The following is a 21,321-nucleotide window of genomic DNA, read 5'->3' as shown; positions in this document are numbered from 1 at the left end:
TCGGCCGCTCGGCGCGGATCAGTCCTCGGCGATCCGTCCGTCGTGCACCCGCAGCCGCCGGTTCACGCTCACCGCGTCCAGCATCCGCCGGTCGTGGGTCACCAGCAGCAGCGTGCCGGGATAGGTGGCGAGCGCCGATTCGAGCTGCTCGATCGCGGCCAGGTCGAGGTGGTTGGTCGGCTCGTCGAGCACCAGCAGGTTGACGCCGCGGCCCTGGAGCAGCGCCAGCGCGGCCCGGGTCCGCTCGCCGGGGGAGAGCGTCGCCGCCGGCCGCAGCACGTGGTCGGCGCGCAGGCCGAACTTGGCCAGCAGCGTGCGGACGTCCGCCGGGTTGAGATCGGGTACGGCGGCGGCGAACGCGTCGAGCAGCGGCTGGTCGCCGAGGAACAGCCCGCGCGCCTGGTCCACCTCGCCCACCACCACGCCCGGCCCCAGCGCGGCGTGCCCCTCGTCCAGCGGCAGCCGCCCCAGCAGCGCGGCCAGCAGCGTGCTCTTGCCGGAGCCGTTCGCCCCGGTGATCGCCACCCGGTCCGCCCAGTCGATCTGGAGGTCCACCGGGCCGAGTGTGAAGCCGCCCCGGCGTACCACGGCTCCTCGGAGCGCGGCCACGACGGCGCCGGCGCGGGGCGCGGCGGCGATCTCCATCCGCAGCTCCCACTCCTTGCGCGGCTCCTCGACCACCTCCAGCCGCTCGATCAGGCGGGCGGTCTGCTTCGCCTTCGCGGCCTGCTTCTCGGTCGACTCGGTGCGGAACTTGCGGCCGATCTTGTCGTTGTCGGTGGCCTTGCGCCGGGCGTTCTTCACGCCCTTCTCCATCCAGGCGCGCTGGGTGCGGGCGCGCGCCTCCAGGTCGGCCTTCGTGTCGGCGTACTCCTCGAACTCCTCGCGGGCGTGCCGGCGCGCCACGGCGCGCTCCTCCAGGAAGGCCGCGTAGCCGCCGCCGTAGTGGTTGACCTGCCGCTGGTGCAGGTCCAGCTCGACGATCCGGTTGACCGTGCGGGTGAGGAACTCGCGGTCGTGGCTGACCAGCACGGTGCCGGCGCGTAGCCCGGTGACGAAGCGTTCCAGCCGGTCCAGCCCGGCCAGGTCGAGGTCGTTGGTCGGCTCGTCGAGCAGGAAGATGTCGTAGCGGCTGAGCAGCAGCGACGCCAGCCCGGCGCGGGCCGCCTGCCCGCCGGAGAGCCCGGTCGTCGGATGGTCCAGGCCGACGTCCAGGCCCAGCTCGGCCGCGACCTGCTCGGCCCGTTCGTCCAGATCCGCGCCGCCGAGGTCGAGCCAGCGTTCCAGGGCATTCGCGTACGCGTCGTCGGCGCCGGCCGCGCCGGCGGTCAGCGCCTCGGTGGCGGCGTCCAGCGCGGCCTGCGCGGCGGTCACGCCGGTACGCCGGGCCAGGAAGTCCCGGACCGTCTCACCCGGCCGGCGTTCCGGCTCCTGCGGCAGGTAGCCGACCGTGGCGCCCGGCGGGCTCAACGCCACCGAACCCTGCTCACGGGCCTGGAGCCCGGCGAGCGTGCGCAGCAGCGTGGACTTGCCGGCGCCGTTCACCCCGACCAGGCCGATCACGTCGCCGGGCGCGACGACCAGGCTCAGGTCTTCGAAGAGGAGACGGTCACCGTGGCCGGCGGTGAGATCCTTGGCGATCAACGTGGCGCTCATCAGGTCACCGAGCCTACCGGCGGGCGCATCCGGATTACCGTGACCCGCGCTCGGGCAGGTACGCCGCTGAGGGAGACTCACAGCCGTGGCGACCACACTGGCGATCGACTGCGGGGGCGGCGGGATCAAGGCCTCCGTGCTGGACGCCGCCGGCACCATGCGGGCCCGCCCGCTGCGCGTGCCCACGCCGTACCCGCTGCCCCCGACCCTGTTCGTGCGGACGCTGTTGGATCTCGGCGCCCGGCTGCCCGCGGCGGACCGGCTCACCGTCGGCATGCCCGGCATGATCCGGCACGGCGTCGTGGTGGCCACCCCGCACTACGTGACCCGCGCCGGGCCGCGCAGCCGTGTCGACCCGGACCTGGTCGCGGAATGGTCCGGGTACGACGCGCGCGGCGCGCTGGCCGAGGCGTTCGGGATGCCCGCGCTGGTGCTCAACGACGCCGAGGTGCACGGCGCCGGCGTGGTCGCCGGGACCGGCTGCGAGTTGGTGCTGACGCTCGGCACCGGACTGGGCAGCGCGCTCTTCGACGGCGGGACGATCGCGCCGCACCTGGAGCTGTCGCACGCGCCGGTGCGGTGGAACACCACCTACGACACGTACGTCGGGGAGCCGGAACGGCGGCGCCTCGGTGACGCGTTCTGGTCCCGGCGGATCCGGCAGGTGGTGGACGGCCTGCGGCCGGTGTTCCACTGGGACCGGCTCTACCTGGGCGGCGGCAACTCGCGGCTGATCCGGCCGGAGCAGGTGGCCCGGATGGGGGACGATGTCGTGGTCGTCCCGAACACGGCCGGAATCGTGGGTGGTGTCCGGGCCTGGGACCTGGTGGGCGACAGGTACGACCCCACGCCCTGATCCTTACCCCCGTGGAACACTCGCGCTTCCGCCGGTGTTGTGCCAGCGTCGGACAAAGGGCTGACGCGACACGAGGAGGTGGGTCGAGTGGACCTTCTGGCGGAGTACCGGCGGGCGACCATGTTCTTCGACTCGGGGGACCCGACCGGAGCGGCCCGGCTGCTGGAGCCGATCATCGAGGCGGAGCCCGACAACTCCTCGGTACGGCAGTTGCTGGCCCGGGCGTACTTCCAGTCGGCGCAGCTCAACCGCGCCGAGGAGCACCTGCGTGAGCTGGTCGACCGGGACCCGAGCGACCACTACGCGCACCACGTGCTGGGCCGGACGCTGGAGCGGATGAACCGGCCGGCCGACGCGCTGCGGCACCTGCGCATCGCGGCGGCGATGTACTCGACGAACACCGACTACACCACGGCTCTTCGCCGGGTCGAGGGTCGGGTCGGTCGCTGAGTTCCGTCGAAGGGCAGCCCGGGTGGGCTGCCCTTCGACGTACCTAGGATGGACTCGTGAAGCTGAAGCTCGATCTCCACGACATCTACAACAAGGGCCACGACATCGACCGCGCGCTGCGCGGGATCATGGACGAGGCGGTGGCGAAGAAGGCCACGCTCGTGGAGATCATCCCGGGCAAGGGCTCCGGCGCGCTGAAGAAGAAGGTGCTGCGCTTCCTCGACCAGAAGGACGTGAAGCAGCTCTACCACCGCGTCGAGAAGGACTCGAAGAACTTCGGCCGCCTCTTCGTCCACTTCCGTTGGAAGTAGCCGCTCCCGGCGCTTGATCCACTCCACTTCACTGAGGTGGTGACTTCCTTCGAGATCTTGGAACGAAACGGCCCCCATAGGGGCCATTCCATACCAAGATCTTCAGCGATGGTGGAGCTACACGCAGACCCAGCAGTACAGCCGCTCGCCGCGGGTCGCCGCTCGACGGGCCAGCCCCGCCAGCTCGATCAGGGCCTCGGCGAGGATCGACGGCTCCGCCTGCCCCCAGAACTCCTCGGTCTCGGACCAGGGCGCAGCCACCTCGCGGAGCCGGCTCTCCGAGGCGGCAGCCAGCGCGGCGCGCAGCTCGTCGGTCAGCGAGATGACCAGCACCTCGCCGTCATTGTGGATCGCGACAGCCTTGCCCTGCCTCGGGTTCCGCGTCACGACGTCGTAGTCGACGCTGGTCAGGAGCGCCTCCAGCGTGCCGAGCTGCACGGTCGGTTCGAGCCCTTTCAGTTCGACGACGTCGAACCCGGGCTCGGACGCGGCGCGCGGACCACCAAGGACGTCGGCGACTGCGGCGGCTGTCTCGTCGGTGGAAGCCGAGAAGTAGTCACAAAGAATGCCCACGGGCGTGGATCATGCCAGCGAGAGCCGACACCGGGAGGTGCCTAGAGGTCCCGGACGGCGACCGTCTGACCGCCGCTCTGCTCACCTGTCGGCCGGAAGCCCAGCTTCAGATAGAACGGTTCCGGCCCGCCGTCGCGTGGCTCCCAGGTGACGTAGGCCCGGTCGCCGCCCCGGGCCCGGATCTCCTCGCAAACCGCGTCGACCGCGAACCGGCCGTCGCCGTGGCCCTGCGCGTCGGCCGCGATGTTGAGCCGCCACAGGCCGGCCCGCAGGTCGCCAGGGTCGTCGCCCCACGGGATGTCGAAGAACGCCATCAGGAAGCCGACCAGCCGGTCACCGTCGTAGACCAGTCGCGGCCAGGCGTGCTCGGGGAAGACGTACGCCTCGGCCAGCGACTTGACCACCGGCGCCACCAGATCCTCCTGGTCGGGGCGTACCGACAGTGCGAGAGCCGCCTCGTAGTTGTCGGGGGTGATCTTCGCCAGCCGCATGCGGGGCAGCGTAGCCAGCGGACCCGGGCCGGGCGACCGGGTATCGGCGGCCCTGATCCGGGCCAGGAGTGCGGGAACCCAGTGGTTCCCGTACCGGTGTTGGAGGTCCGTCAGCCGCCAGTCGTCGCCGGTCACGAGCCGGCGGCAGCGCGCCGAGCCACATCCGCACTCCAAGACGAAGTCGGCGGTGCCGGTGCTGGTGGCGTAGTCGTTCGTCAGTTCCTCACCGGCTGCGACGTCTCGACGGGTGGCGAGGGTCCAGGGCGCGTCCCACCACAGGTTCGGGTCGCAGCCGTGGTTGCCCTTGCCGTTGGGGCGCCCGAGCGGCAGGACCAGATGTCGGTCCTCCCACACCGTGATGGTGTCGACGTAGGGGCGGTCCGGTCGGGCGAACAGGTCGCGCAGCTCCTGGTCGGTGACGAGTTGGCCGCCGAGCCGGGACACCGGCGTCCCGGCCGGGAGGGGAGCACGGGCGAACAGGCCCTCACCCGAGATCCCGGACGGACGGACCTCGACGTCCGGGTGAAGCCAGCAGTCGGCTTCGGGCGTGTGACACACCCGTCAACTCTCGCTTCGCCGACCAGTCAATTCAAGGTGGCGAGCGTCAGTCCTCGTCGGTGGGCCGGGGCTGGCGGTGCTCCTTGATCCACGCCTCGACGTCCTCGGCCAGCCACACCTTCATCCCACGAAGCTCCTGGTACGGCTTCGGGAAGGTGGGGTACCGGGCGAGCTGCTGGAACCGCTGTCGCGAGACGCCGAGGCGCTGCGCGATCTCGTACGGCCCCATCAGACGGCCTGGCCCACGGTCCACGCTTCCGAACGTAGGTAGATCGGACCTATCCTTTTGGATATAGCTACTTGACTAGACTATCGGGTGGGCGGGATCGTGGACCCATGGCGCAATCCGTCTCATACGGGGAGTATCTGGCAGCCGTTGCGCTCACGCTTGCTCGCCGACATCGGCCGGTGTGGTCTTGGCCCAGATGGCGCTATGTCTGTCGATGTGGAGCGGACCTGCCGTGCCGAGCCCGCCACCGCGTCCCGATCAGTCGAGCTCACTGGCCGGGGGAGACGGAATGAGCACCATGGGCGAGGTGAAGGCCGGTGACATGCTGTTCATCGGACGTGCGGCCAGCGTGCAGTTCATGGCCCCGATCCGGTTCCGGCTTATCCGCCAGCTCGACTGGACCACTTACGACGGATGGGTGTGGCTCGACGGCTATCAGCTCGACGAGCGCGGTGACGCCGTGGCCCGACGCTCGATCTTCGTCAAACGGGCGGGCCTCCGGACTGCCCCGGCCCCCGTGCTGGTCGGGAAGCCGGGGCGACAGCAGATCAGGCCGGTCGGCGTACGCGGTAGGCCAGGTGGGTGACGCCGACGCCCTCGACCACCCGGAACGGCCCGTCGAACTGCACCGGCGCGATGCCCAGTCCGGAGAAGAACGGAATCCCGTCCCCGAGCAGCACCGGCACCAGGTCCACGTGCACCTCGTCGAGCAGCCCCGCCTCCAGCACCTGTCGCGCGATCGTCCCGCCGTTCACCCCGACCTCCTTCCCGTCCGCGAGGGAATGGGCTCGCTCGACCGCCCGCTCGACGCCGTCGGTGACGAACACGAACGACTCGCCCTCGGGCTCCCAGCCGTCCGGCACCCGGTGGGTCACCACGACCACTGGCATGTCCAGCGGGTGCCGGCCGCCCCAGCCGTTGGTGATGTCGAACAGCGTGCGGCCGACGACCAGCGCGCCGGTGCGCTCGGTCAGCGCCCGGATGTGCGCGGCGCTTGCTGCCGACGTCCGGAACGTCATGTCGGGGTTGGCGGTCGGCACCGCCACGTCACCGTTGTTGTACCACCGGAAGAGGTGGTCGAAGCCGCCGTGCGAGGCGTCGGCGACGTAGCCGTCCAGGGACATGGTCGCGCCGGTGGTCACCTTGCTCATATCGTCTGCTCCTCGGGTCGATGCCTTCACCCGGGGGTAGAAGCCGGCCGGCCCGTCCTCGACATCCCGGCCGAAAGAGTTCAGCGGGGTCGCAGCCCGTCCAGCGCGGTGGCGACGAGGCGGTCGGTGTACGCGGTCGTGAGCGGTCCGGCGCGGTGGAGCCAGCGCTGGAACAGCGGGCCCCAGATCAGGTCCACCGCGACGTCGAGGTCGACGTCCTCGGCGAGTTGTCCGGCCTGTTGGGCGCTGCGCAGGCGCTGCCGTTTGGCCTCCCGCAGCGGTTCGTCCAGCCGTTCGGCGTAGGTGGCGGCCAGCTCGGGGTCGTGCGCGATCTCGGTGGCCAGCGCGCGCATCGGTGGCTCGTACCGACTGTCGGTCAGTTCCGCCACCGTGGCGCGGAGCACCGCGGTCAGGTCGGCCGCCAGGTCGCCGGTGTCCGGCAGGCGCACCGGCTCACCCTCGGCGCCTTCGCTGAGCATGAGGAACGCGTCGAAGACGACGGCACCTTTGGACGGCCACCAGCGGTAGATGGTCTGTTTGCCGACGCCGGCGCGAGCGGCGATGCGTTCGATGGTGACCTTCGCGTACTCGACCTCCCGCAACAGCTCGAAGGCCGCGGTGAGGATGGCGCGGCGGGAGGTCTCGCTCCGGCGGGCCGTGTTCGGCGGCGTCATGTGGGGTACCGTACCAGCGAGACGGACCGTCTCGTCTCATAAGTCGAAGGGGCTTGCCGACATGCGGACCTGGTTCATCACCGGCGCCAGCCGCGGCCTGGGCCGCGCGTTCGCCGAGGCGGCGCTCGACCGGGGTGACCGGGTGGTCGCCGCCGCCCGGACCGTCACCCCGGACGACTTCGACGCGCGACACGGCGACCGGCTGCTGGCCCTGACCCTCGACGTGACCGACCGGGCGGCGGTCTTCGCCGCCGTGGCCACCGCGATCGAGCACTTCGGGCGGCTCGACATCGTCGTCAACAACGCCGGCACCCTGTCCATGGGCATGGTCGAGGAGTTCACCGAGGCGGAGGCGCGCGCCCAGTTCGAGGTGAACCTCTTCGGCGCGCTCTGGGTCAGCCAGGCGGCGCTGCCGCACCTGCGCGCCCAACGGTCCGGCCACATCGTGCAGGTGTCCAGCATCTCCGCGCTCGGTGGCTTCCCGAGCACCGGCATGTACAGCGCGAGCAAGTTCGCCCTGGAAGGCATGAGCGAGGCCCTGGCGATGGAGGCGGCGGCCTTCGACGTCAGACTCAGCATCGTGCAGCCGGGCGGCTACTGGACCGACCTGTACGACAGCATGACGACCACCGCCCCGATCGACGCGTACGCGCCGATGCGCGCCGAGTTGGCGCGACAGTGGGCGGAGGACTCGGTCGACAGCGAGCCCCGGCTGGCCGCCGAGGCTCTGCTGCGACTCGTCGACAGCGACGACCCGCCGCTGCGGCTGCTGCTCGGGAGCATGGTGTACGACCTGGCGTTCGACATCGCCCGCCGGCGGATGGACACCTGGGCCGGCTGGGAGCGGGTCAGCCGCGCAGCCGAGCACGCGGTGCCCGCCCCCGGAGCGGCCTGCTAGAGCGCGTACGTCTGGGCCACCGCCAGCATCTCCGAGGTGTGCGAGCCGACCACGCCCACGTTCCCCGGCCGCTGCCGGAAGCCGGGCAGCGCGGACAGGCCGTCGCTGGCGTCCATGGCGCGCAGGTTGACCGTGTCCGCCGAGGTCGTCAGCGTGAGCGTCACCTCGACGCCCTCCGGCGGCGGGGCGTGGAACACGATCCCGAAGCCCCACCGGCCCTCGCGCGCCTTCACCGGCACGTCCCGCCCGGCCACCGAGGCGGACCGGACGGTGGCGGTGCGGGTGTCCACGTGCAGCGTGAGCAGCCGTACCGTCCGCTGCGGCGTGACCCGCACCCGCAGCACGCGCTGGTCACCGTTGCGGGTGTCGGAGAGCGTCTCCAGCTTCGGCGCGGGCAGCGAGGCGGCGGGGGCCGGGCCGGCGCGCAGCTCGCCGTCGCCCAGGCCGGGGAAGTCGTCGGCCACCGAGATGGTCCGGTCGACGTAGCGGTCGGTCCAGGGCTGCGGGATGTCCTCGTGGCTGAGCCAGGCCGCCTTCTTCGAGCCGGCGTCCAGCGCGTACATCAGGTGGGTGGGCACCGGGTGCGCGTCGTCGAAGCGGTCGACGGCCAGGCCGACGCCGGCGAGCACTACCGCCGCCACGAACGCCGCGCCGGCCGGCAGCGCGCCGAGGCGGCGGGCCCGCAGCGCCAGCAGGCCGCGCTGGCCGCCGGCGCGCGGGTGCAGCAGGTCCACCACCGGCAGCAGCGCCAGGCCGAGCAGCACCGCGACCAGCGCGGCCACCGCGCCCATGCCCATGCCGAGCGCCGGGAACAGCAGCACCACCGGGGGCAGCAGCACCACCACGGCCACCGCGCCGGCCAGCGTCACCGCGACCACCGGCCACGGGCCGTCCAGGCGGGTGGCCAGCGCCGCGAGGCCGGCGACCGCGCCGGCCAGCGCCGGCAGGGTCGTCAGGTACGCCCCACCGGGTACGAGCGCGGCGAGCAGCACGCCGAACAGGGCCAGCCAGAGCAGCCCGCCGAACGCCAGCGCGGCCGGGCCGACGCGGCGGCGCAGCAGCGCGTACCAGCAGAGGAGCACCGTGGCGGCGAGCGCCACCACCGCGAGGCGGTACCAGACTGGACGGTACGGGTCGAGCAGCTCGGCGTACCCCGGTCGGATCGTGGTGATCGCGGCCCAGAGCAGCCAGGCGCCCAGCGGGGCCACGACGACCGGCACCAGGGCCAGCCCGGCCCCGGCGGCGAGCGTGCCGACGGTGGCCCGGCCCCGGCGGCGCAGCAGCCAGCCGAGCGCGCCGACGGCGAGCAGCGCGGCCACCGCCAGCGGCAGGGTCAGCCCGCCGGGGTAGCGGACCAGACCGCCCGGCACCGGGAAGTAGGTGTCGTCGTGGCCGGCACGCAGGTCGCCGAGGTCGGTGCGGCCGAACTCGCGGGCCAGGCCGAGCGCGTTGTCGCCGTGCATCTGGAGGCTGCCCCGGTCCATCCGGGCCGGCACGTCCAGCGGGGTGTGGTAGATCGCGCCGCCGTCGATGTAGGCGGAGTTCAAGCCCACGAAGCGACGGTCGGAGAACGCGGTGAAGTCGGTGTCGTTGGGCAGCGCCCGGTAGATCTCCACCGCGAACGACGTGCCCACCGGGTGCGGCGCGGCCCGGCCGAACACGTCCACCAGCTTCGCGTTGTTCCGGGACGTCTCGAACATGATCACCGGACCGGTGGAGCCGCGTGCCTCCAGGTTGAGCACCACCCCGCCGTCGGCGGCGAGCGGATGGTCGGCGGCGAAGCCGGCCGCGCCGCAGAGGCACGCCTCCTCCGCGTCGGTGAGCACGAAGACCACGTCGTTACGGGGGCGCGGGCCGGTGGTCAGCGCGCGGGCCACCTCCAGGATGGTGGCGGTGCCGGCCGCGTCGTCGTTGCCGCCCGGCCCGGTCTGCACCGAGTCGTAGTGGGCGACCAGGAACACCTTGCCGGTCGGGTCGGTGCCGGGGAGGCGGGCCACCACGTTGCGGACCCGGGCCAGCGTCGCGCCGCCGGCCGCGCCGGACAGTTGCCCGGCCTCGGGCGCCACCGCGTCCTGCACCTCGGTCTCCAGGCCCAGCCCGCGCAGCGTGCCGACCAGGTGCTCGCGGACCCGGTCGTTGGCCGCGCTGCCGGCCACGTGCGGCCGGGCGGCGATCACCTCGACGTTCCGGTACGCCCGCGCGGCGCTGAACTCACCGGCCGGCGCGTCGGCCGGGCGCGGCGCCGGGGTGGACAGGGTGACCAGGACGCCCGCACCGACGGCGAGCAGCGCGGCCAGCGCGGCGACTGCGGCGGGCAGCCGGCGGCGGGGCTTGGCGAACGCCCGGTCGGCGGGGCGGGTGGGGGGTGCGCCCACGGGGACTCCTCGGGGGTGGATCTACGGGGGTGGGGATCATCCTGCACCCCCGCCCGTCGTGGCGGCACTCCCCGGTCGGTGCGCTGCCGGACTGGTCACGCTCCCGCGTAACATCGGGGGTCGGCCGCGTCGCTGTCCGGGTGGACGGGCCCACCCGACCGCTGGTGCCGACTGCGGTCGGGTGGGGTGCGGCCGTTTGTCTTAGCCTGGATCGCCCACGGCGCTCGGAAGGAGTACGACATCACCAGCGACCTCCCGCGACTCGCGGCGGTGGCCCGGCCGCACCGGGGGACCGGCGTTCCGGGTGCCGCCGTCGTGCCCCGGGCCGGCGCGGGGCTGCCCGGCGGCCTGCCGCCCGGCGAGCGGCTGCGGGTGCTGCTGGTCGAGGACGACGAGGGCGACGCCTTCCTGGTCGGCGAGCTGCTCGCCGAGACCAACTCGATGATCGACCTGCTGGTCGCGACCAGCCTCAGCGAGGCCCGCCAGCGGGTGATGGGCGTCGACTGCGTCCTGCTCGACCTGGGTCTGCCCGACGCGCAGGGCCTGGACGGGCTGCGCCGGGTGCTGGAGATGGCCAGCGGCGCCGCGGTCTGCGTGCTGACCGGCCGCTCCGACGAGCACCTGGGCATCGTGGCGGTCGCCGAGGGCGCGCAGGACTACCTGGTCAAGGGGCAGGTCGACGGTGTGCTGCTGACCCGGGCGCTGCGGTACGCGGTGGAGCGCAAGCGCGCCGACGAGAACGCCCGCCGGTTGCGCGAGGTGGAGCTGCGCCAGGCCGAGTCGGCCCGCCTGGAGCGGGGTCTGCTGCCGCAGCCGCTGATGACCACCGACGAGGTGTCGGTGCACACGTTCTACCGGCCCGGCCGGCACGCCGCGCTGATCGGCGGCGACTTCTACGACGTGGTGCAGACCCGCCCGGACCGGATCGACCTGATCGTCGGCGACGTCTGCGGCCACGGCGTGGACGAGGCGGCGCTCGGCGTCGAGCTGCGTGTCGCCTGGCGGGCGCTGGTGCTGGCCGGCGTGCCGGACGACGAGGTGCTGCCCGCGCTGGAGCAGGTGCTGATGAGCGAGCGCCGGCTCCAGGAGATCTTCGCGACGGTGGCCACCGTCCGCCTCGACCTGGCGTCCGCGCGGGCCACCGTGCGACTCGCCGGTCATCCGCCGCCGCTGCTGCTCAGCGGCGGTAAGGTCGCCCCGGTGCCGGCCAAGGGTGGGCTGCTGCTCGGCGTCCGGCCCCGTCGTCCCGTTGCCTTCGACCTGGAGTTCGACACCGATGACTGGTCCCTGCTGATGTACACCGACGGCCTCATCGAGGGTCGCGTCGACGGCGGCGACGAACGGCTCGACGTGCCCGGGCTGACCGGCCTGCTCGCCGAGCCGGCGAACCGGGCGGTGCCGCTCTCCGAGCTGCCCGCGTGGCTGGTCGGCCGCGCCGAGCAGATCAACGGCGGCCCGCTCGCCGACGACGTGGCGATGCTGTTGGTGACCCGGGGCGGGGGACGATAGGTGAAGACGTACCAGCAGGGGTGGACGCTGCGGCGGCGGGTCGCCGCGCTGCTCGGCGTGGTCCTCGCGCTGCTGCTCGGGCTGGCCGCCGCGGAGGCGGCGGTCGCCGCGAAGAACCGGCAGAACATCGACGCGGTGCTGCTCCGGACCGGCCCGCTGCGGGTCCAGGCGCAGGAGCTGATGAGCGTCCTGCTGGACCAGGAGACCGCGGTCCGCGGGTACGCGGTGAACGGCGACCGCAGCGACCTGGCCCCCTACCAGGAGGGCGTGCGGCGCGAGCAGGAGTTGATCACCTCGATCCGTGGCCTGTCCGCCGGCTACCCGGACGTACGCCGCGAGGTGGGCGTGGTCGAGCAGCAGACCGCGCAGTGGCGGGCCCAGGTGGCCGAGCCGGTGATCGCGACCACGGCGCGCGGCGGACCGGCCGCCGGCCAGGCGTTGATCACCGACCGGACGCGGCAGCAGTTCGACGGGATAAGGGCGTCGATCACCACGCTCCAGGACGAGATCCTCACCGTCCGGAAGCAGACCGCCGACCGGGTCAACTCGACGAGCAACACGCTGGTCATGCTGCTGATCATCGCGGCGCTGGTGGTGGCGGTGGCCGGCGCGGTCATGCTGGTCTCGCTCGACCGGATCCTGATCCGTCCGCTGGCCGCGCTGGTCGGCCAGGTGCGCGAGGTGGCCGAGGGTGACTACCAGCACCGGATCTCCGGCTCCGGCCCGCCGGAGTTCCTGCGGCTCGCCGACGACATCGACCAGATGCGCCAGAAGATCGCCCAGGACCTGGACGAGGTGCGTCAGGCCCGGGAGCGGATCGAGTGGGTGAACGACCAGCTCCAGAAGCAGGCCGAGGAGTTGACCCGCTCCAACCGTGACCTGGAGCAGTTCGCGTACGTGGCCTCGCACGACCTCCAGGAGCCGCTGCGCAAGGTGGCCAGCTTCTGCCAGCTCCTCCAGCGGCGCTACGCCGGGCAGCTCGACGAGCGGGCGGACCAGTACATCGCGTTCGCGGTGGACGGCGCCCAGCGGATGCAGCGGCTCATCAACGACCTGCTCGCGTTCTCCCGGATCGGCCGGCTCACCACCGGCTTCACCGAGGTCGACCTGAACCGGGTGATGGGTGACGTGGCCGGGCAGACCGAGGCGGCCCGGCAGTACGCCGACGCGGAGCTGACCTGGGACGAGATGCCGACCATCCGCGGCGAGGAGCCGTTGTTGACCAATCTGCTGGTCAACCTGGTGAGCAACTCGGTGAAGTTCCGCCGTCCGGACGTGCCGCCGAGGGTGCACGTGTCGGCCCGGCTGGTCGACCGCGAGTGGGAGATCAGCTGCCGGGACAACGGCATCGGCATCGAGCCGGAGTTCGCCGACAAGATCTTCGTGATCTTCCAGCGGCTGCACTCGAAGGACGCGTACCCGGGCACCGGCATCGGGCTGGCGATCGTCAAGAAGATCGTGGAATACCACGGCGGCCGGGTCTGGGTGGACACCGACGCCGAGGAAGGCACCACCATCCGGTTCACGCTGCCCGCGCTGGAGGCCGACGTCGAGGCCGCGCAGGCGGCCGAGAACGCGGCGACGGAGGAGACCGGGGCCGCCGGGTCGGCCGAGGACGCCCCGGTGGACGTCGCCCGGCAGCCGGACGGCGCGGCAAGCGAGGAGCCGGCCGTGGCGGCGGACCGGCACGAAACCAACGGTGGCATGAAGGAGACGGTGGGATGACGGCGCCCGCGGACGGCAAGAGCCCGATCGAGGTCCTGCTCGTCGAGGACGATCCGGGCGACGTGCTGATGACCCAGGAGGCGTTCGAGGAGCACAAGCTCCGCAACCGCCTGACGGTCGTCTCCGACGGCGCCGAGGCGCTGGCGTACCTGCGCCGGGAGGGCCAGTACACCGACGCGGTGGTGCCCGACCTGATCCTGCTCGACCTGAACCTGCCCCGCCGGGACGGCCGGGAGGTGCTGGAGGAGATCAAGAAGGACGAGCACCTCCGCCGGATCCCGGTCGTGGTGCTCACCACGTCGCAGGCCGACGAGGACATCCTGCGCAGCTACCAGTTGCACGCCAACGCCTACGTGACCAAGCCGGTGGACTTCGAGCGCTTCATCTCGGTGGTCCGCCAGATCGACGAGTTCTTCGTCAGCGTGGTCAAGCTGCCGCCGCGTGGCTGACCCGCTGCTGGATGACGTCGCCGGGCTGCTGCGGGAGGCCGCGGCCGAGGTCGTGGTGCCGATGTTCCGTCGGCTCGACCCGTCCGACATCTCCGAGAAGGCGCCCGGTGAGGTGGTCACCGTCGCCGACCGCGAGGCCGAGAAGCTCATCTCCGACGGGCTGCGGCGGCTGCGTCCCGGCTCGGTGGTGGTCGGCGAGGAGGGCGTCGCCGAGGATCCGGGCCTGCTCCGGCACCTGCGCGGCGGCGGTGACGTCTGGCTGGTCGACCCGGTCGACGGCACCGCCAACTTCGCCGCCGGGAAGCGGCCGTTCGCGCTGATGGTGGCGCTGCTCACCGACGGCGTGCCGGCGGCGTCCTGGGTCTACGACCCGCTCGACGACACGATGGCGGCCGGCCGGCTCGGCGCGGGCACCCGGCTGGACGGCACGCCCGTCCGGCCCGACCGGCCGGTGCCCGGGGTGGGCGCGTTGCGCGGCACCGCGATGACGAAGTTCCTGCCCGCCGACTTCCGCCGCGACGTCGAGGCCGGGGGCCGCCGGATCGGCGAGCTGCTGCCCGGCCAGCACTGCGCCGGCCGGGAATACCTGGACGTGCTCACCGGCGCGCAGCAGTTCGTGCTGTTCTGGCGCACGCTGCCGTGGGACCACACCCCCGGCACGCTGCTGGTGCGGGAGGCCGGCGGGGTGGCCCGCCGCTTCGACGGCACCGACTACCACCCGGCCGACGAGGGCCGGGGCCTGCTGGTCGCGGCCAGCGGGGAGATCTGGGACGAGGTGTATGCGGCGCTGCTGGCACGCTGAGCGTCGACGGCGGCACGCTGCGTCGACGTTGCGTGTCCCGAGTGGTCGCCGGCCTGGCGCGGCGTGTCCGGTCCGGTATCGTGACCGGCGGTCTCCGCCAGCAGGCCGCCGCCCGGCGCCGGTGGAGCCGCCGCCGCGCACGGTCGAATCGGGGGCCGGCGGTCGACGGAAGGACCATCACGTGCCCAGGACCAGGCTCACCGGCCGGCGCGTCCGCCGGTCGCTGCTCGCGCTGCTCGCCGCGACGGCCGTGCTGCTCGGCGCCGGCCTCGCCACCGCCGGCCCGGCCGCCGCCGCGCCCAGCCCGAACGCCCCCGACGAGGGCGGCAGCAAGAAGCTCCGGGACGCGCTGGAGGCCGCGGCGAAGGGCCACATCGAGGCCAAGAACCGGCTGGACAACTCCAAGCGCCGGCAGACCGCGCTGGCCGCCCAGCTCAAGGACATCGAGGCACGCCTGGTCGGGCTGACCGCCCAGGCCGGTGAGGTGGCCGTGCAGTCCTACCGGCAGGGCCGGCTGACCCCGGCGTCGATGCTGCTGGCCGCCTCCGGGCCGGACGACTTCCTGCACCGGGCCGCCGAGCTGGACATGATGGCCCACCGGGACAGCAAGCGGCTCGGTGACCTGGCCGACGCGAAGGCCGAGGCGACCGAGTCGAAGCTGGCCCTCGACGCCGAGGTGCGCGAGCAGCAGAAGCAGCTCGCCGTGCTGGCCAAGAAGAAGAAGGACGCCGAGGTCGCGCTCGCCAAGGTCAGCTCCGGCGCCGGCTCCGGGTTCAGCGGCAGCTCCTCGTCGGCCAAGCCGGCGCCGCGCAACTCGGACGGGTCGTGGCCGTCGGAGTCCTGCTCGGTCAGCGACCCGACGCCGGCCGACGGCTGCATCACGCCGCGTACGCTGCACATGCTCCAGCAGGCCCAGGCCGCCGGCTACAAGCGGTACGCGTCCTGCCACCGCAGCGGCGGCGGCGGCGAACACCCCAAGGGACGGGCCTGCGACTTCTCCGCCGCCAGCGGCGGCTTCGAGGACAAGACCGCGACCGGCGGCGACAAGTCGTACGGCGACAGCCTCGCCAACTGGGCGAAGAACAACGCGGGCCGGCTCGGCATCATGTACGTCATCTGGTACCGGCAGATCTGGATGCCGAACACCGGTTGGCGGGCGTACAGCGGGGGCGGCAGTCCGGCCGCCGACCACACAAACCATGTTCACATCTCGATGTACTGACCCGGGCGGTCAGGAACGCCGCGTACCCTCGCCACGGTGAGCAGCACATCGTCCGATTTCGTCACCGCGCCGGCGACCGACGCGCCGGCCCCGCCGCGGGCCCTGCCGAACGGGCTGGCCGCCTTCCTGGTCTTCCTCTCCAGCGGGGCGGTGCTGGTGCTGGAGACCGTCTCGCTGCGCCTGGTCGGCCCGTACGTCGGGGTGACGCTCCAGGTGACCAGCTCGGTCATCGGCATGGCGCTGGCCGCCATCGCGTACGGGGCGTGGATGGGCGGGTGGCTCGCCGACCGGCGGGACCCGCGCGCCCTGCTCGCCCCGGCGCTGGTGCTGGCCGGCATCGCCACCGCGGTCACCCTGCCCATCGTCAGGTACGCCGGTGAGGCGCTGCGCGGCGGCGCGGCAAGCGCGGTGCTGCTGCTGACCGCGCTGACCGTCCTGCTGCCGGCCGCGCTGCTGGCCGGGATCACCCCGCTGGTGGTGAAGCTCCAGCTCGCCGACCTGCGCCGCACCGGTCAGGTGGTCGGCAAGCTGTCCAGCATCGGCACGCTCGGCGGCATCACCGCCACGCTGGGCACCGGCTTCATCCTGGTGGCGGCGCTGCCCAGTTCGGTGATCGTGCTGGCGTTGGCCGCGGTGCTCGGCGTGACCGGGTTGGTGCTCGGGTTCTGGTTGCGGCGACGCTCCGGCGCGGCGTTGTCCACGCCGGGCCGGGCGAAGGCGGCGCTGGCGCTGATCGGGCTCGCCGCCGCGGGGCTCAGCGCGGCGGCGCCGAACCCGTGCGACGTGGAGACCGCCTACCACTGCGCCCGGGTCGAGGCGGCCCCGGACCGGACGGACGGGCGCACGCTCTACCTCAACTCGGCCCAGCACTCCTACGTCGACCTGACCGACCCGAGACACCTGGAGTACGCGTACACCCAGTGGATCGGCCTGGTCGCGGACGTGGCGCGACCGGCGGAGCAGCGGATGGACGCGCTGCACCTGGGCGGCGGCGGCTTCACCGTGCCGCGTTACCTGGCCGCCACCCGGCCGGGCACCGACAACCTGGTCTTCGAGGTCGACGGCGGCCTGGTCGAGCTGGACCGGCGGGAGCTGGGCCTGCGGACCGGTCCGGAGCTGACCGCCCGGGTGGGTGACGCCCGGGTGCTGCTGCGCGCCGAGCCGACCGACAGCCGGGACTTCATCGTCGGCGACGCGTTCGGCCACCTGGTGGTGCCGTGGCACCTGGCCACCCGGGAGATGGCCGCCGACATCCGCCGGGTGCTCCGCCCGGACGGGATCTACGTGCAGAACGTCATCGACTACCCGCCGGGCCGGTTCATCCGGGCCGAGCTGGCCACCGTCTCCGCCGTGTTCGACCACGTCGCGCTGATCGCCCCGCCGGCCGCGGTCGCCGGCCGGCAGGGCGCGAACTTCGTGATCGTCGCCTCGGACGCGCCGCTGCCGCTGGCCGCGATCCCGCCCGGCCTGAAGCCGCTTCCGGAGCCGGCCGAGCTGCTCGACGAGGCGGCGACCGCCGAGTGGATCGGGGACGCGCGGGTGCTGACCGACGACTACGCCCCGGTGGACCAACTCCTCGCGACCGCCTGATCGGGTGATGTTTCTGACCGATTCCGACAGCTCAGGTGTAGCGGGGGCCACTTCGGGCAACTGCACCGACCATGGGTGGACCGGTCAGGAACGGCGTGCAACTGCTCGGTGAGCGGTACCGCCTGGTCGAGCAGTTGGGCGCCGGCGGCATGTCGGTGGTCTGGCGCGGCTACGACGAGGTGCTCGGCCGGCAGGTGGCGGTGAAGGTGCTCGCCTCCCGGCTCGCCAGCGACAAGGCGTTCCGGCACCGGATCCGCGTCGAGGCGCAGGCCGCCGCGCGGCTCTGCCACCCCAACATCACCAACGTGTACGACTACGGCGAGTCCGTCCAGGTCGGGCTGACCGTGCCGTACGTGGTCATGGAGCTGGTCGACGGCGGCCCGCTCAGCAGCCGGCTCGGCCGGGACGGGCAACTGCCCTGGCGGGAGGCGCTGACCATCGGCGCGGAGGTCGCCTCCGCGCTGGCCACCGCGCACGCCCGGGGCGTGGTGCACCGGGACGTCACACCCGGCAACGTCATGCTCACCGCGACCGGCGTGAAGGTCGTCGACTTCGGGATCTCGGCGCTGGTGGGGGAGAGCGACAAGGGGCCGGACGGCGCGCTGCTCGGCACGCCCGCCTACCTGGCCCCGGAACGGCTGGACAACGGCCACGTCTCGCCCGCCACCGACATCTACGCGGTCGGCCTGCTGCTCTACCGGATGCTCACCGGCCGGCTGCCGTGGCAGGCCAGCACCACCACCGAGATGCTGCGTGCGCACATGTACCACGACCCGGACCCGATGCCGCCGGTGCCTGGCCTTCCCGGCCAGGTGACCGAGCTGGTCCAGCGGTGCCTGGCGAAGCGCCCCGAGGACCGCCCGCCCACCGCCGAGGTGGCCCGTACGCTCGCCGAGGCGGTGGGGATCGCGTCGATCGTGCCGGTGTCACCGGCGTTCGGCGGCATCGACCCGGCGCTGATGGCGAACGCAGGCACCACGATCCTGCCCTGGTCGGCGGCGACCGACGCGGTGCCGTACTCGGCGATCCGCACCCGGACCCGGGGGGCGGCGGCCCGGCGGCGCAGGGTGGAGGCCGGGGTGGCCGCCGCCGGCCTGCTCGCGGTGACCGCGACGATGTGGGGGCTGACGTCGCGGAGCCCGGCCAGCGGCGGGGTGGAGCCGACCGAGGCGCGGATGGGCCTGCCCGAGCCGGTGCCCTGCGCGGTCGACTACTCGCTGCGCCGCGACACCGGTAGGGACTTCTCCGCCGAGTTGACGCTGACCAACACCGGCCCCCGGGAACTGCGCGGCTGGACGATGAGCTTCAGCTTCCCCGGCAAGCAGGCGGTCACCACGGCGCAGCCACCGGTCCGGCAGGTGGGGCGCACCGTGTCGGTGGCGGCCCCGAAGCCGGACGCGACGCTGGCGCCGGGCGCGTCGACGAAGCTCACCTTGAGCGGGCGCTACACCGGGAGCAACACGCTGCCGGTGGAGTTCAAGCTCGACAACAGCACGTGCGGCGTGCAGGTGTCGGGCATCGCCGGCTCGGTGCCGATCACCACCGCGCCGAAGACGACGAAGGCACCGGTCAAGCCGGCCGCCAAGCCGGCCGCGAAGAGCGGGCCGACCAGGGCGAAGCCGGCGCCGAAGCCCAAGGCCGAGCCGCCGAAGCCGAAGGGCAAGGGCGGCAAGGAGAGCGGCAAGGGAAAAGGGAAGTGAAGCAGCCGAAGGGGGGTGGGCACGGCAAGGGCAAGGGCAAGGGACCGAAGGACTGACGGTCGGGTCGGAGTCCGCGCCGGTCAGGTCAGCGCCGCGAAGCGCTGCACCTGGGTGATGCTGCCCTCCACGATGAGCACGCTCTCCGGGGCCAGCACCGTCTCCGGCCCGGCGTAGCGGAACGGCTGGCCGGGCAGCTTCGCGCCGACCACCATCACCCCGTACCGCTCCTGCGGGGACAGCTCGCGCAGCGCGCGTCCGACAAGCGGCGCGGGCACCCGCACCTTGGCGATGGCGAAGTCGTCGCCGAACTCGATGAAGTCGAGCATCCGGCTGACGATCAGGTGGGCGACCCGCTCACCGGTCTCCGCCTCCGGGAACACCACGTGGTGCGCGCCGACCGAGTGCAGGATCTTGGCGTGTTTCTCCGAGGTGGCCCGCGCCCAGATCTGCGGGACGCCCAACTCGGCCAGGGCCAGCACGGTGAGCACGCTCGCCTCGACCGAGGCGCCGATGGCCACCACCACCCGGCCGAAATCCGCCACGCCGAGCTGGCGCAACGCCGTCTCCTCGGTGGCGTCGGCCTGGACCACCCGGTCCAGCTCGGCCGCCCACCGCTGGACCCGGGCCGGGTTCCGGTCGATGGCGAGCACCTCGTGGTCGAGGCGCGTCAGCGCGCGGGCGAGGTGGTAGCCGAATCGGCCCAGGCCGATCACGACGACACCGGTGTCGTCCGAGTGTCTAGCCGACAATGGGTTGCTCCTCCGGGTAGCGGTACAGACGTCGTCGGGTGTTCAACGCGATGGCCGAGCCGAGCGTGAGCGGGCCGATCCGACCGACGTACATGAGCGCGGTCAACAGGTACTGGCCGGGCGCGGGCAGCCGCTGGGTGAGGCCGACGGTCAGCCCGGTGGTGCTGAACGCGGAGGTGACCTCGAAGAGCGCGGCGTAGAAGCGGTCGTGCGCGGTCATCGCGATCAGGCCGACCGTGCCGCCGGCCACCAGCGCCACGCTGAGCAGCGCGACCGTCAGCGCCTGCCGCTGGCTGGCCGGGGACACCCGGCGGTTCCCGACCGTGGTGTCCGGCTCGCCGCGCAGCTCCGCCCAGATGGCGAAGCCGAGCAGGAAGAACGTGGAGACCTTGATGCCGCCGGCGGTGCTGGCGCTGCCCCCGCCGATGAACATCAGCCCGATGAGCATCGGGTAGCTCTCCTCGGTGAGTTGCCCGACGTGGATCACGTCGTAGCCGCCGGTGCGGCTCAGCGCGATCTGGGTGAACGTCGCCAGCACCTTGCCCGGCACGTCGAACCGGCCGATCGTGTCCGGGTTGGTCCACTCGGCCAGCAGCAGGTAGCCGAAGCCGCCGACGGTGAGCACCAGGCTGCCCCAGACGGTGAGCTTGGTGGCGACCGCCCAGCCGCCCGGCCGGCGCCATTCCCGGAACGCCTCGAACAGCGCCGGGAAGCCGAGCCCGCCGATGATCGCGCCGGTGCCGAGCGGCAACGCCACCCACGGGTCCCGGGCGAAGGCGACCAGCCCGTCGGAGTAGAGCGCGAAGCCGCCGTTGTTGAACGCCTGGACCGAGTGGAACACCGCGTACCAGAGCGCCCGCCCCGGCGGGTAGTCGTAGGCCAGCCAGAAGCGCCCGCCGACCACGGCGGTCATCAGCGCCTCGGTGACGAAGACGGTGGCCGCGATGCGGAGCAGCAGCCGGCGTACGTCGCCGAGGCCGAACTCGGCGGTCTCGGCCTGCACCAGCAGCCGGTTACGCAGTCCGAGCTGACGGGAGACGGCCAGGATCAGCAGGGACGCGCCGGTCAGGATGCCGAGGCCGCCGAGCTGCGTGAGCACGGTGATCATCACGAGCCCGAAGTCGGTCCAGTAGTTCGGGGTGTCGGTCACCGCCAGGCCGGTCACCGAGACCGCCGAGGTGGACGTGAACAGCGCGGTCTCGAACGGCGTCCAGTGCTGCGTACGGGTGGCCCAGGGCAGCATGAGCAGCCCGGTGCCGACCAGGATCACCGCCAGGAATCCGAGCGGCACCAGCCGGACCGGCTTCCGGAGCAGGCGGCGCACCAGGTCATCTTCCGTCCGGAGATTCACCC

At 72.8% G+C, this 21,321-nt stretch carries 21 protein-coding genes and 1 pseudogene; 12 read left to right on the top strand and 10 right to left on the bottom strand.

The window, feature by feature from the left end; all coding sequences use genetic code 11:
- Positions 1–18: 18 nt before the first annotated feature.
- On the bottom strand, positions 19–1,656 hold the full coding sequence (locus AB0B02_RS08610) for an ABC-F family ATP-binding cassette domain-containing protein (protein ID WP_357298262.1): 1,638 nt from the start codon (positions 1,654–1,656) through the stop codon (positions 19–21).
- An 85-nt stretch (positions 1,657–1,741) separates the two neighbouring features.
- Here AB0B02_RS08610 and AB0B02_RS08605 point away from each other — a divergent pair, with 85 nt between their 5' ends.
- From AB0B02_RS08605 to AB0B02_RS08595, 3 genes are all read left to right on the top strand, one after another.
- The gene (locus AB0B02_RS08605) at positions 1,742–2,512 is read left to right on the top strand and encodes an ROK family protein (protein ID WP_107161877.1); all 771 of its coding nucleotides are present in this window, start codon (positions 1,742–1,744) and stop codon (positions 2,510–2,512) included.
- An 87-nt stretch (positions 2,513–2,599) separates the two neighbouring features.
- Positions 2,600–2,962: a tetratricopeptide repeat protein gene (locus AB0B02_RS08600; RefSeq protein ID WP_281938250.1), complete on the top strand. Its 363-nt coding sequence runs from the start codon at positions 2,600–2,602 to the stop codon at positions 2,960–2,962.
- A gap of 56 nt (positions 2,963–3,018) precedes the next feature.
- Positions 3,019–3,273 (top strand): Smr/MutS family protein, encoded by a 255-nt coding sequence (locus AB0B02_RS08595; protein WP_013288724.1) that lies wholly within the window; start codon positions 3,019–3,021, stop codon positions 3,271–3,273.
- 117 nt (positions 3,274–3,390) lie between these two features.
- Here AB0B02_RS08595 and AB0B02_RS08590 read toward each other — a convergent pair whose 3' ends face one another.
- The 4 genes and pseudogenes from AB0B02_RS08590 to AB0B02_RS08575 form a co-directional block, all read right to left on the bottom strand.
- Positions 3,391–3,846: a hypothetical protein gene (locus AB0B02_RS08590; protein WP_281938247.1), complete on the bottom strand. Its 456-nt coding sequence runs from the start codon at positions 3,844–3,846 to the stop codon at positions 3,391–3,393.
- A gap of 41 nt (positions 3,847–3,887) precedes the next feature.
- The gene (locus AB0B02_RS08585; protein ID WP_357298381.1) at positions 3,888–4,337 is read right to left on the bottom strand and encodes a GNAT family N-acetyltransferase; all 450 of its coding nucleotides are present in this window, start codon (positions 4,335–4,337) and stop codon (positions 3,888–3,890) included.
- A gap of 216 nt (positions 4,338–4,553) precedes the next feature.
- Positions 4,554–4,895 (bottom strand): annotated as a pseudogene (locus AB0B02_RS08580) (SET domain-containing protein); the annotation flags it as partial.
- Between the two features lie 46 nt (positions 4,896–4,941).
- Complete coding sequence (locus AB0B02_RS08575; RefSeq protein ID WP_278109326.1) at positions 4,942–5,148, bottom strand: hypothetical protein; 207 nt, start codon at positions 5,146–5,148, stop codon at positions 4,942–4,944.
- A 274-nt stretch (positions 5,149–5,422) separates the two neighbouring features.
- On the opposite strand from AB0B02_RS08575, the gene AB0B02_RS08570 reads away from it, so the two are divergent.
- Complete coding sequence (locus tag AB0B02_RS08570) at positions 5,423–5,710, top strand: hypothetical protein (protein WP_357298377.1); 288 nt, start codon at positions 5,423–5,425, stop codon at positions 5,708–5,710.
- On the opposite strand, the gene AB0B02_RS08565 is transcribed toward AB0B02_RS08570, so the two are convergent.
- Both AB0B02_RS08565 and AB0B02_RS08560 read right to left on the bottom strand, forming a co-directional pair.
- Positions 5,673–6,275, bottom strand: a complete 603-nt coding sequence (locus AB0B02_RS08565) for a dihydrofolate reductase family protein (protein WP_357298254.1) — start codon at positions 6,273–6,275, stop codon at positions 5,673–5,675. The genes AB0B02_RS08570 and AB0B02_RS08565 overlap by 38 nt on opposite strands.
- Positions 6,276–6,355: 80 nt before the next feature.
- Entirely contained in the window at positions 6,356–6,949 is a 594-nt protein-coding gene (locus tag AB0B02_RS08560) for a TetR/AcrR family transcriptional regulator (protein WP_357298251.1), read from the bottom strand.
- A gap of 61 nt (positions 6,950–7,010) precedes the next feature.
- Between AB0B02_RS08560 and AB0B02_RS08555 the strand changes: the two genes are divergently transcribed.
- A complete protein-coding gene (locus AB0B02_RS08555; RefSeq protein ID WP_357298248.1) occupies positions 7,011–7,847 on the top strand; it encodes an SDR family oxidoreductase in 837 nt (278 codons plus the stop codon).
- On the opposite strand, the gene AB0B02_RS08550 is transcribed toward AB0B02_RS08555, so the two are convergent.
- On the bottom strand, positions 7,844–10,222 hold the full coding sequence (locus AB0B02_RS08550; RefSeq protein WP_357298245.1) for a M28 family peptidase: 2,379 nt from the start codon (positions 10,220–10,222) through the stop codon (positions 7,844–7,846). The two genes, AB0B02_RS08555 and AB0B02_RS08550, sit on opposite strands and share 4 nt — an antisense overlap.
- A 270-nt stretch (positions 10,223–10,492) precedes the next feature.
- On the opposite strand from AB0B02_RS08550, the gene AB0B02_RS08545 reads away from it, so the two are divergent.
- The 7 genes from AB0B02_RS08545 (at position 10,493) to AB0B02_RS08515 (ending at position 19,219) form a co-directional block, all read left to right on the top strand.
- Positions 10,493–11,731, top strand: a complete 1,239-nt coding sequence (locus AB0B02_RS08545; protein ID WP_357298374.1) for a fused response regulator/phosphatase — start codon at positions 10,493–10,495, stop codon at positions 11,729–11,731.
- Positions 11,732–13,456 (top strand): ATP-binding protein, encoded by a 1,725-nt coding sequence (locus tag AB0B02_RS08540; protein WP_357298241.1) that lies wholly within the window; start codon positions 11,732–11,734, stop codon positions 13,454–13,456. It begins immediately after the preceding gene.
- Complete coding sequence (locus AB0B02_RS08535; RefSeq protein ID WP_107161837.1) at positions 13,453–13,905, top strand: response regulator; 453 nt, start codon at positions 13,453–13,455, stop codon at positions 13,903–13,905. The genes AB0B02_RS08540 and AB0B02_RS08535 overlap by 4 nt, the downstream gene beginning before the upstream one ends.
- The gene (locus tag AB0B02_RS08530; protein ID WP_281938234.1) at positions 13,898–14,707 is read left to right on the top strand and encodes an inositol monophosphatase family protein; all 810 of its coding nucleotides are present in this window, start codon (positions 13,898–13,900) and stop codon (positions 14,705–14,707) included. Before AB0B02_RS08535 ends, AB0B02_RS08530 begins: the two co-directional genes overlap by 8 nt.
- A 253-nt stretch (positions 14,708–14,960) precedes the next feature.
- The gene (locus AB0B02_RS08525; RefSeq protein WP_281938611.1) at positions 14,961–15,929 is read left to right on the top strand and encodes a hypothetical protein; all 969 of its coding nucleotides are present in this window, start codon (positions 14,961–14,963) and stop codon (positions 15,927–15,929) included.
- A 36-nt stretch (positions 15,930–15,965) separates the two neighbouring features.
- Entirely contained in the window at positions 15,966–17,519 is a 1,554-nt protein-coding gene (locus AB0B02_RS08520) for a fused MFS/spermidine synthase (protein ID WP_357298236.1), read from the top strand.
- Between the two features lie 71 nt (positions 17,520–17,590).
- On the top strand, positions 17,591–19,219 hold the full coding sequence (locus AB0B02_RS08515; protein ID WP_281938232.1) for a serine/threonine-protein kinase: 1,629 nt from the start codon (positions 17,591–17,593) through the stop codon (positions 19,217–19,219).
- Between the two features lie 80 nt (positions 19,220–19,299).
- On the opposite strand, the gene AB0B02_RS08510 is transcribed toward AB0B02_RS08515, so the two are convergent.
- Both AB0B02_RS08510 and AB0B02_RS08505 read right to left on the bottom strand, forming a co-directional pair.
- A complete protein-coding gene (locus AB0B02_RS08510) occupies positions 19,300–19,968 on the bottom strand; it encodes a TrkA family potassium uptake protein (protein ID WP_281938230.1) in 669 nt (222 codons plus the stop codon).
- Positions 19,958–21,292: a potassium transporter TrkG gene (locus tag AB0B02_RS08505; protein WP_357298231.1), complete on the bottom strand. Its 1,335-nt coding sequence runs from the start codon at positions 21,290–21,292 to the stop codon at positions 19,958–19,960. The genes AB0B02_RS08510 and AB0B02_RS08505 overlap by 11 nt, the downstream gene beginning before the upstream one ends.
- Between the last annotated feature and the right edge of the window lie 29 nt (positions 21,293–21,321).

Source organism: Micromonospora sp. NPDC049240, from assembly GCF_040647835.1.
Lineage (GTDB): Bacteria > Actinomycetota > Actinomycetes > Mycobacteriales > Micromonosporaceae > Micromonospora.
This window is presented reverse-complemented; position numbering and strand designations above follow the sequence as displayed.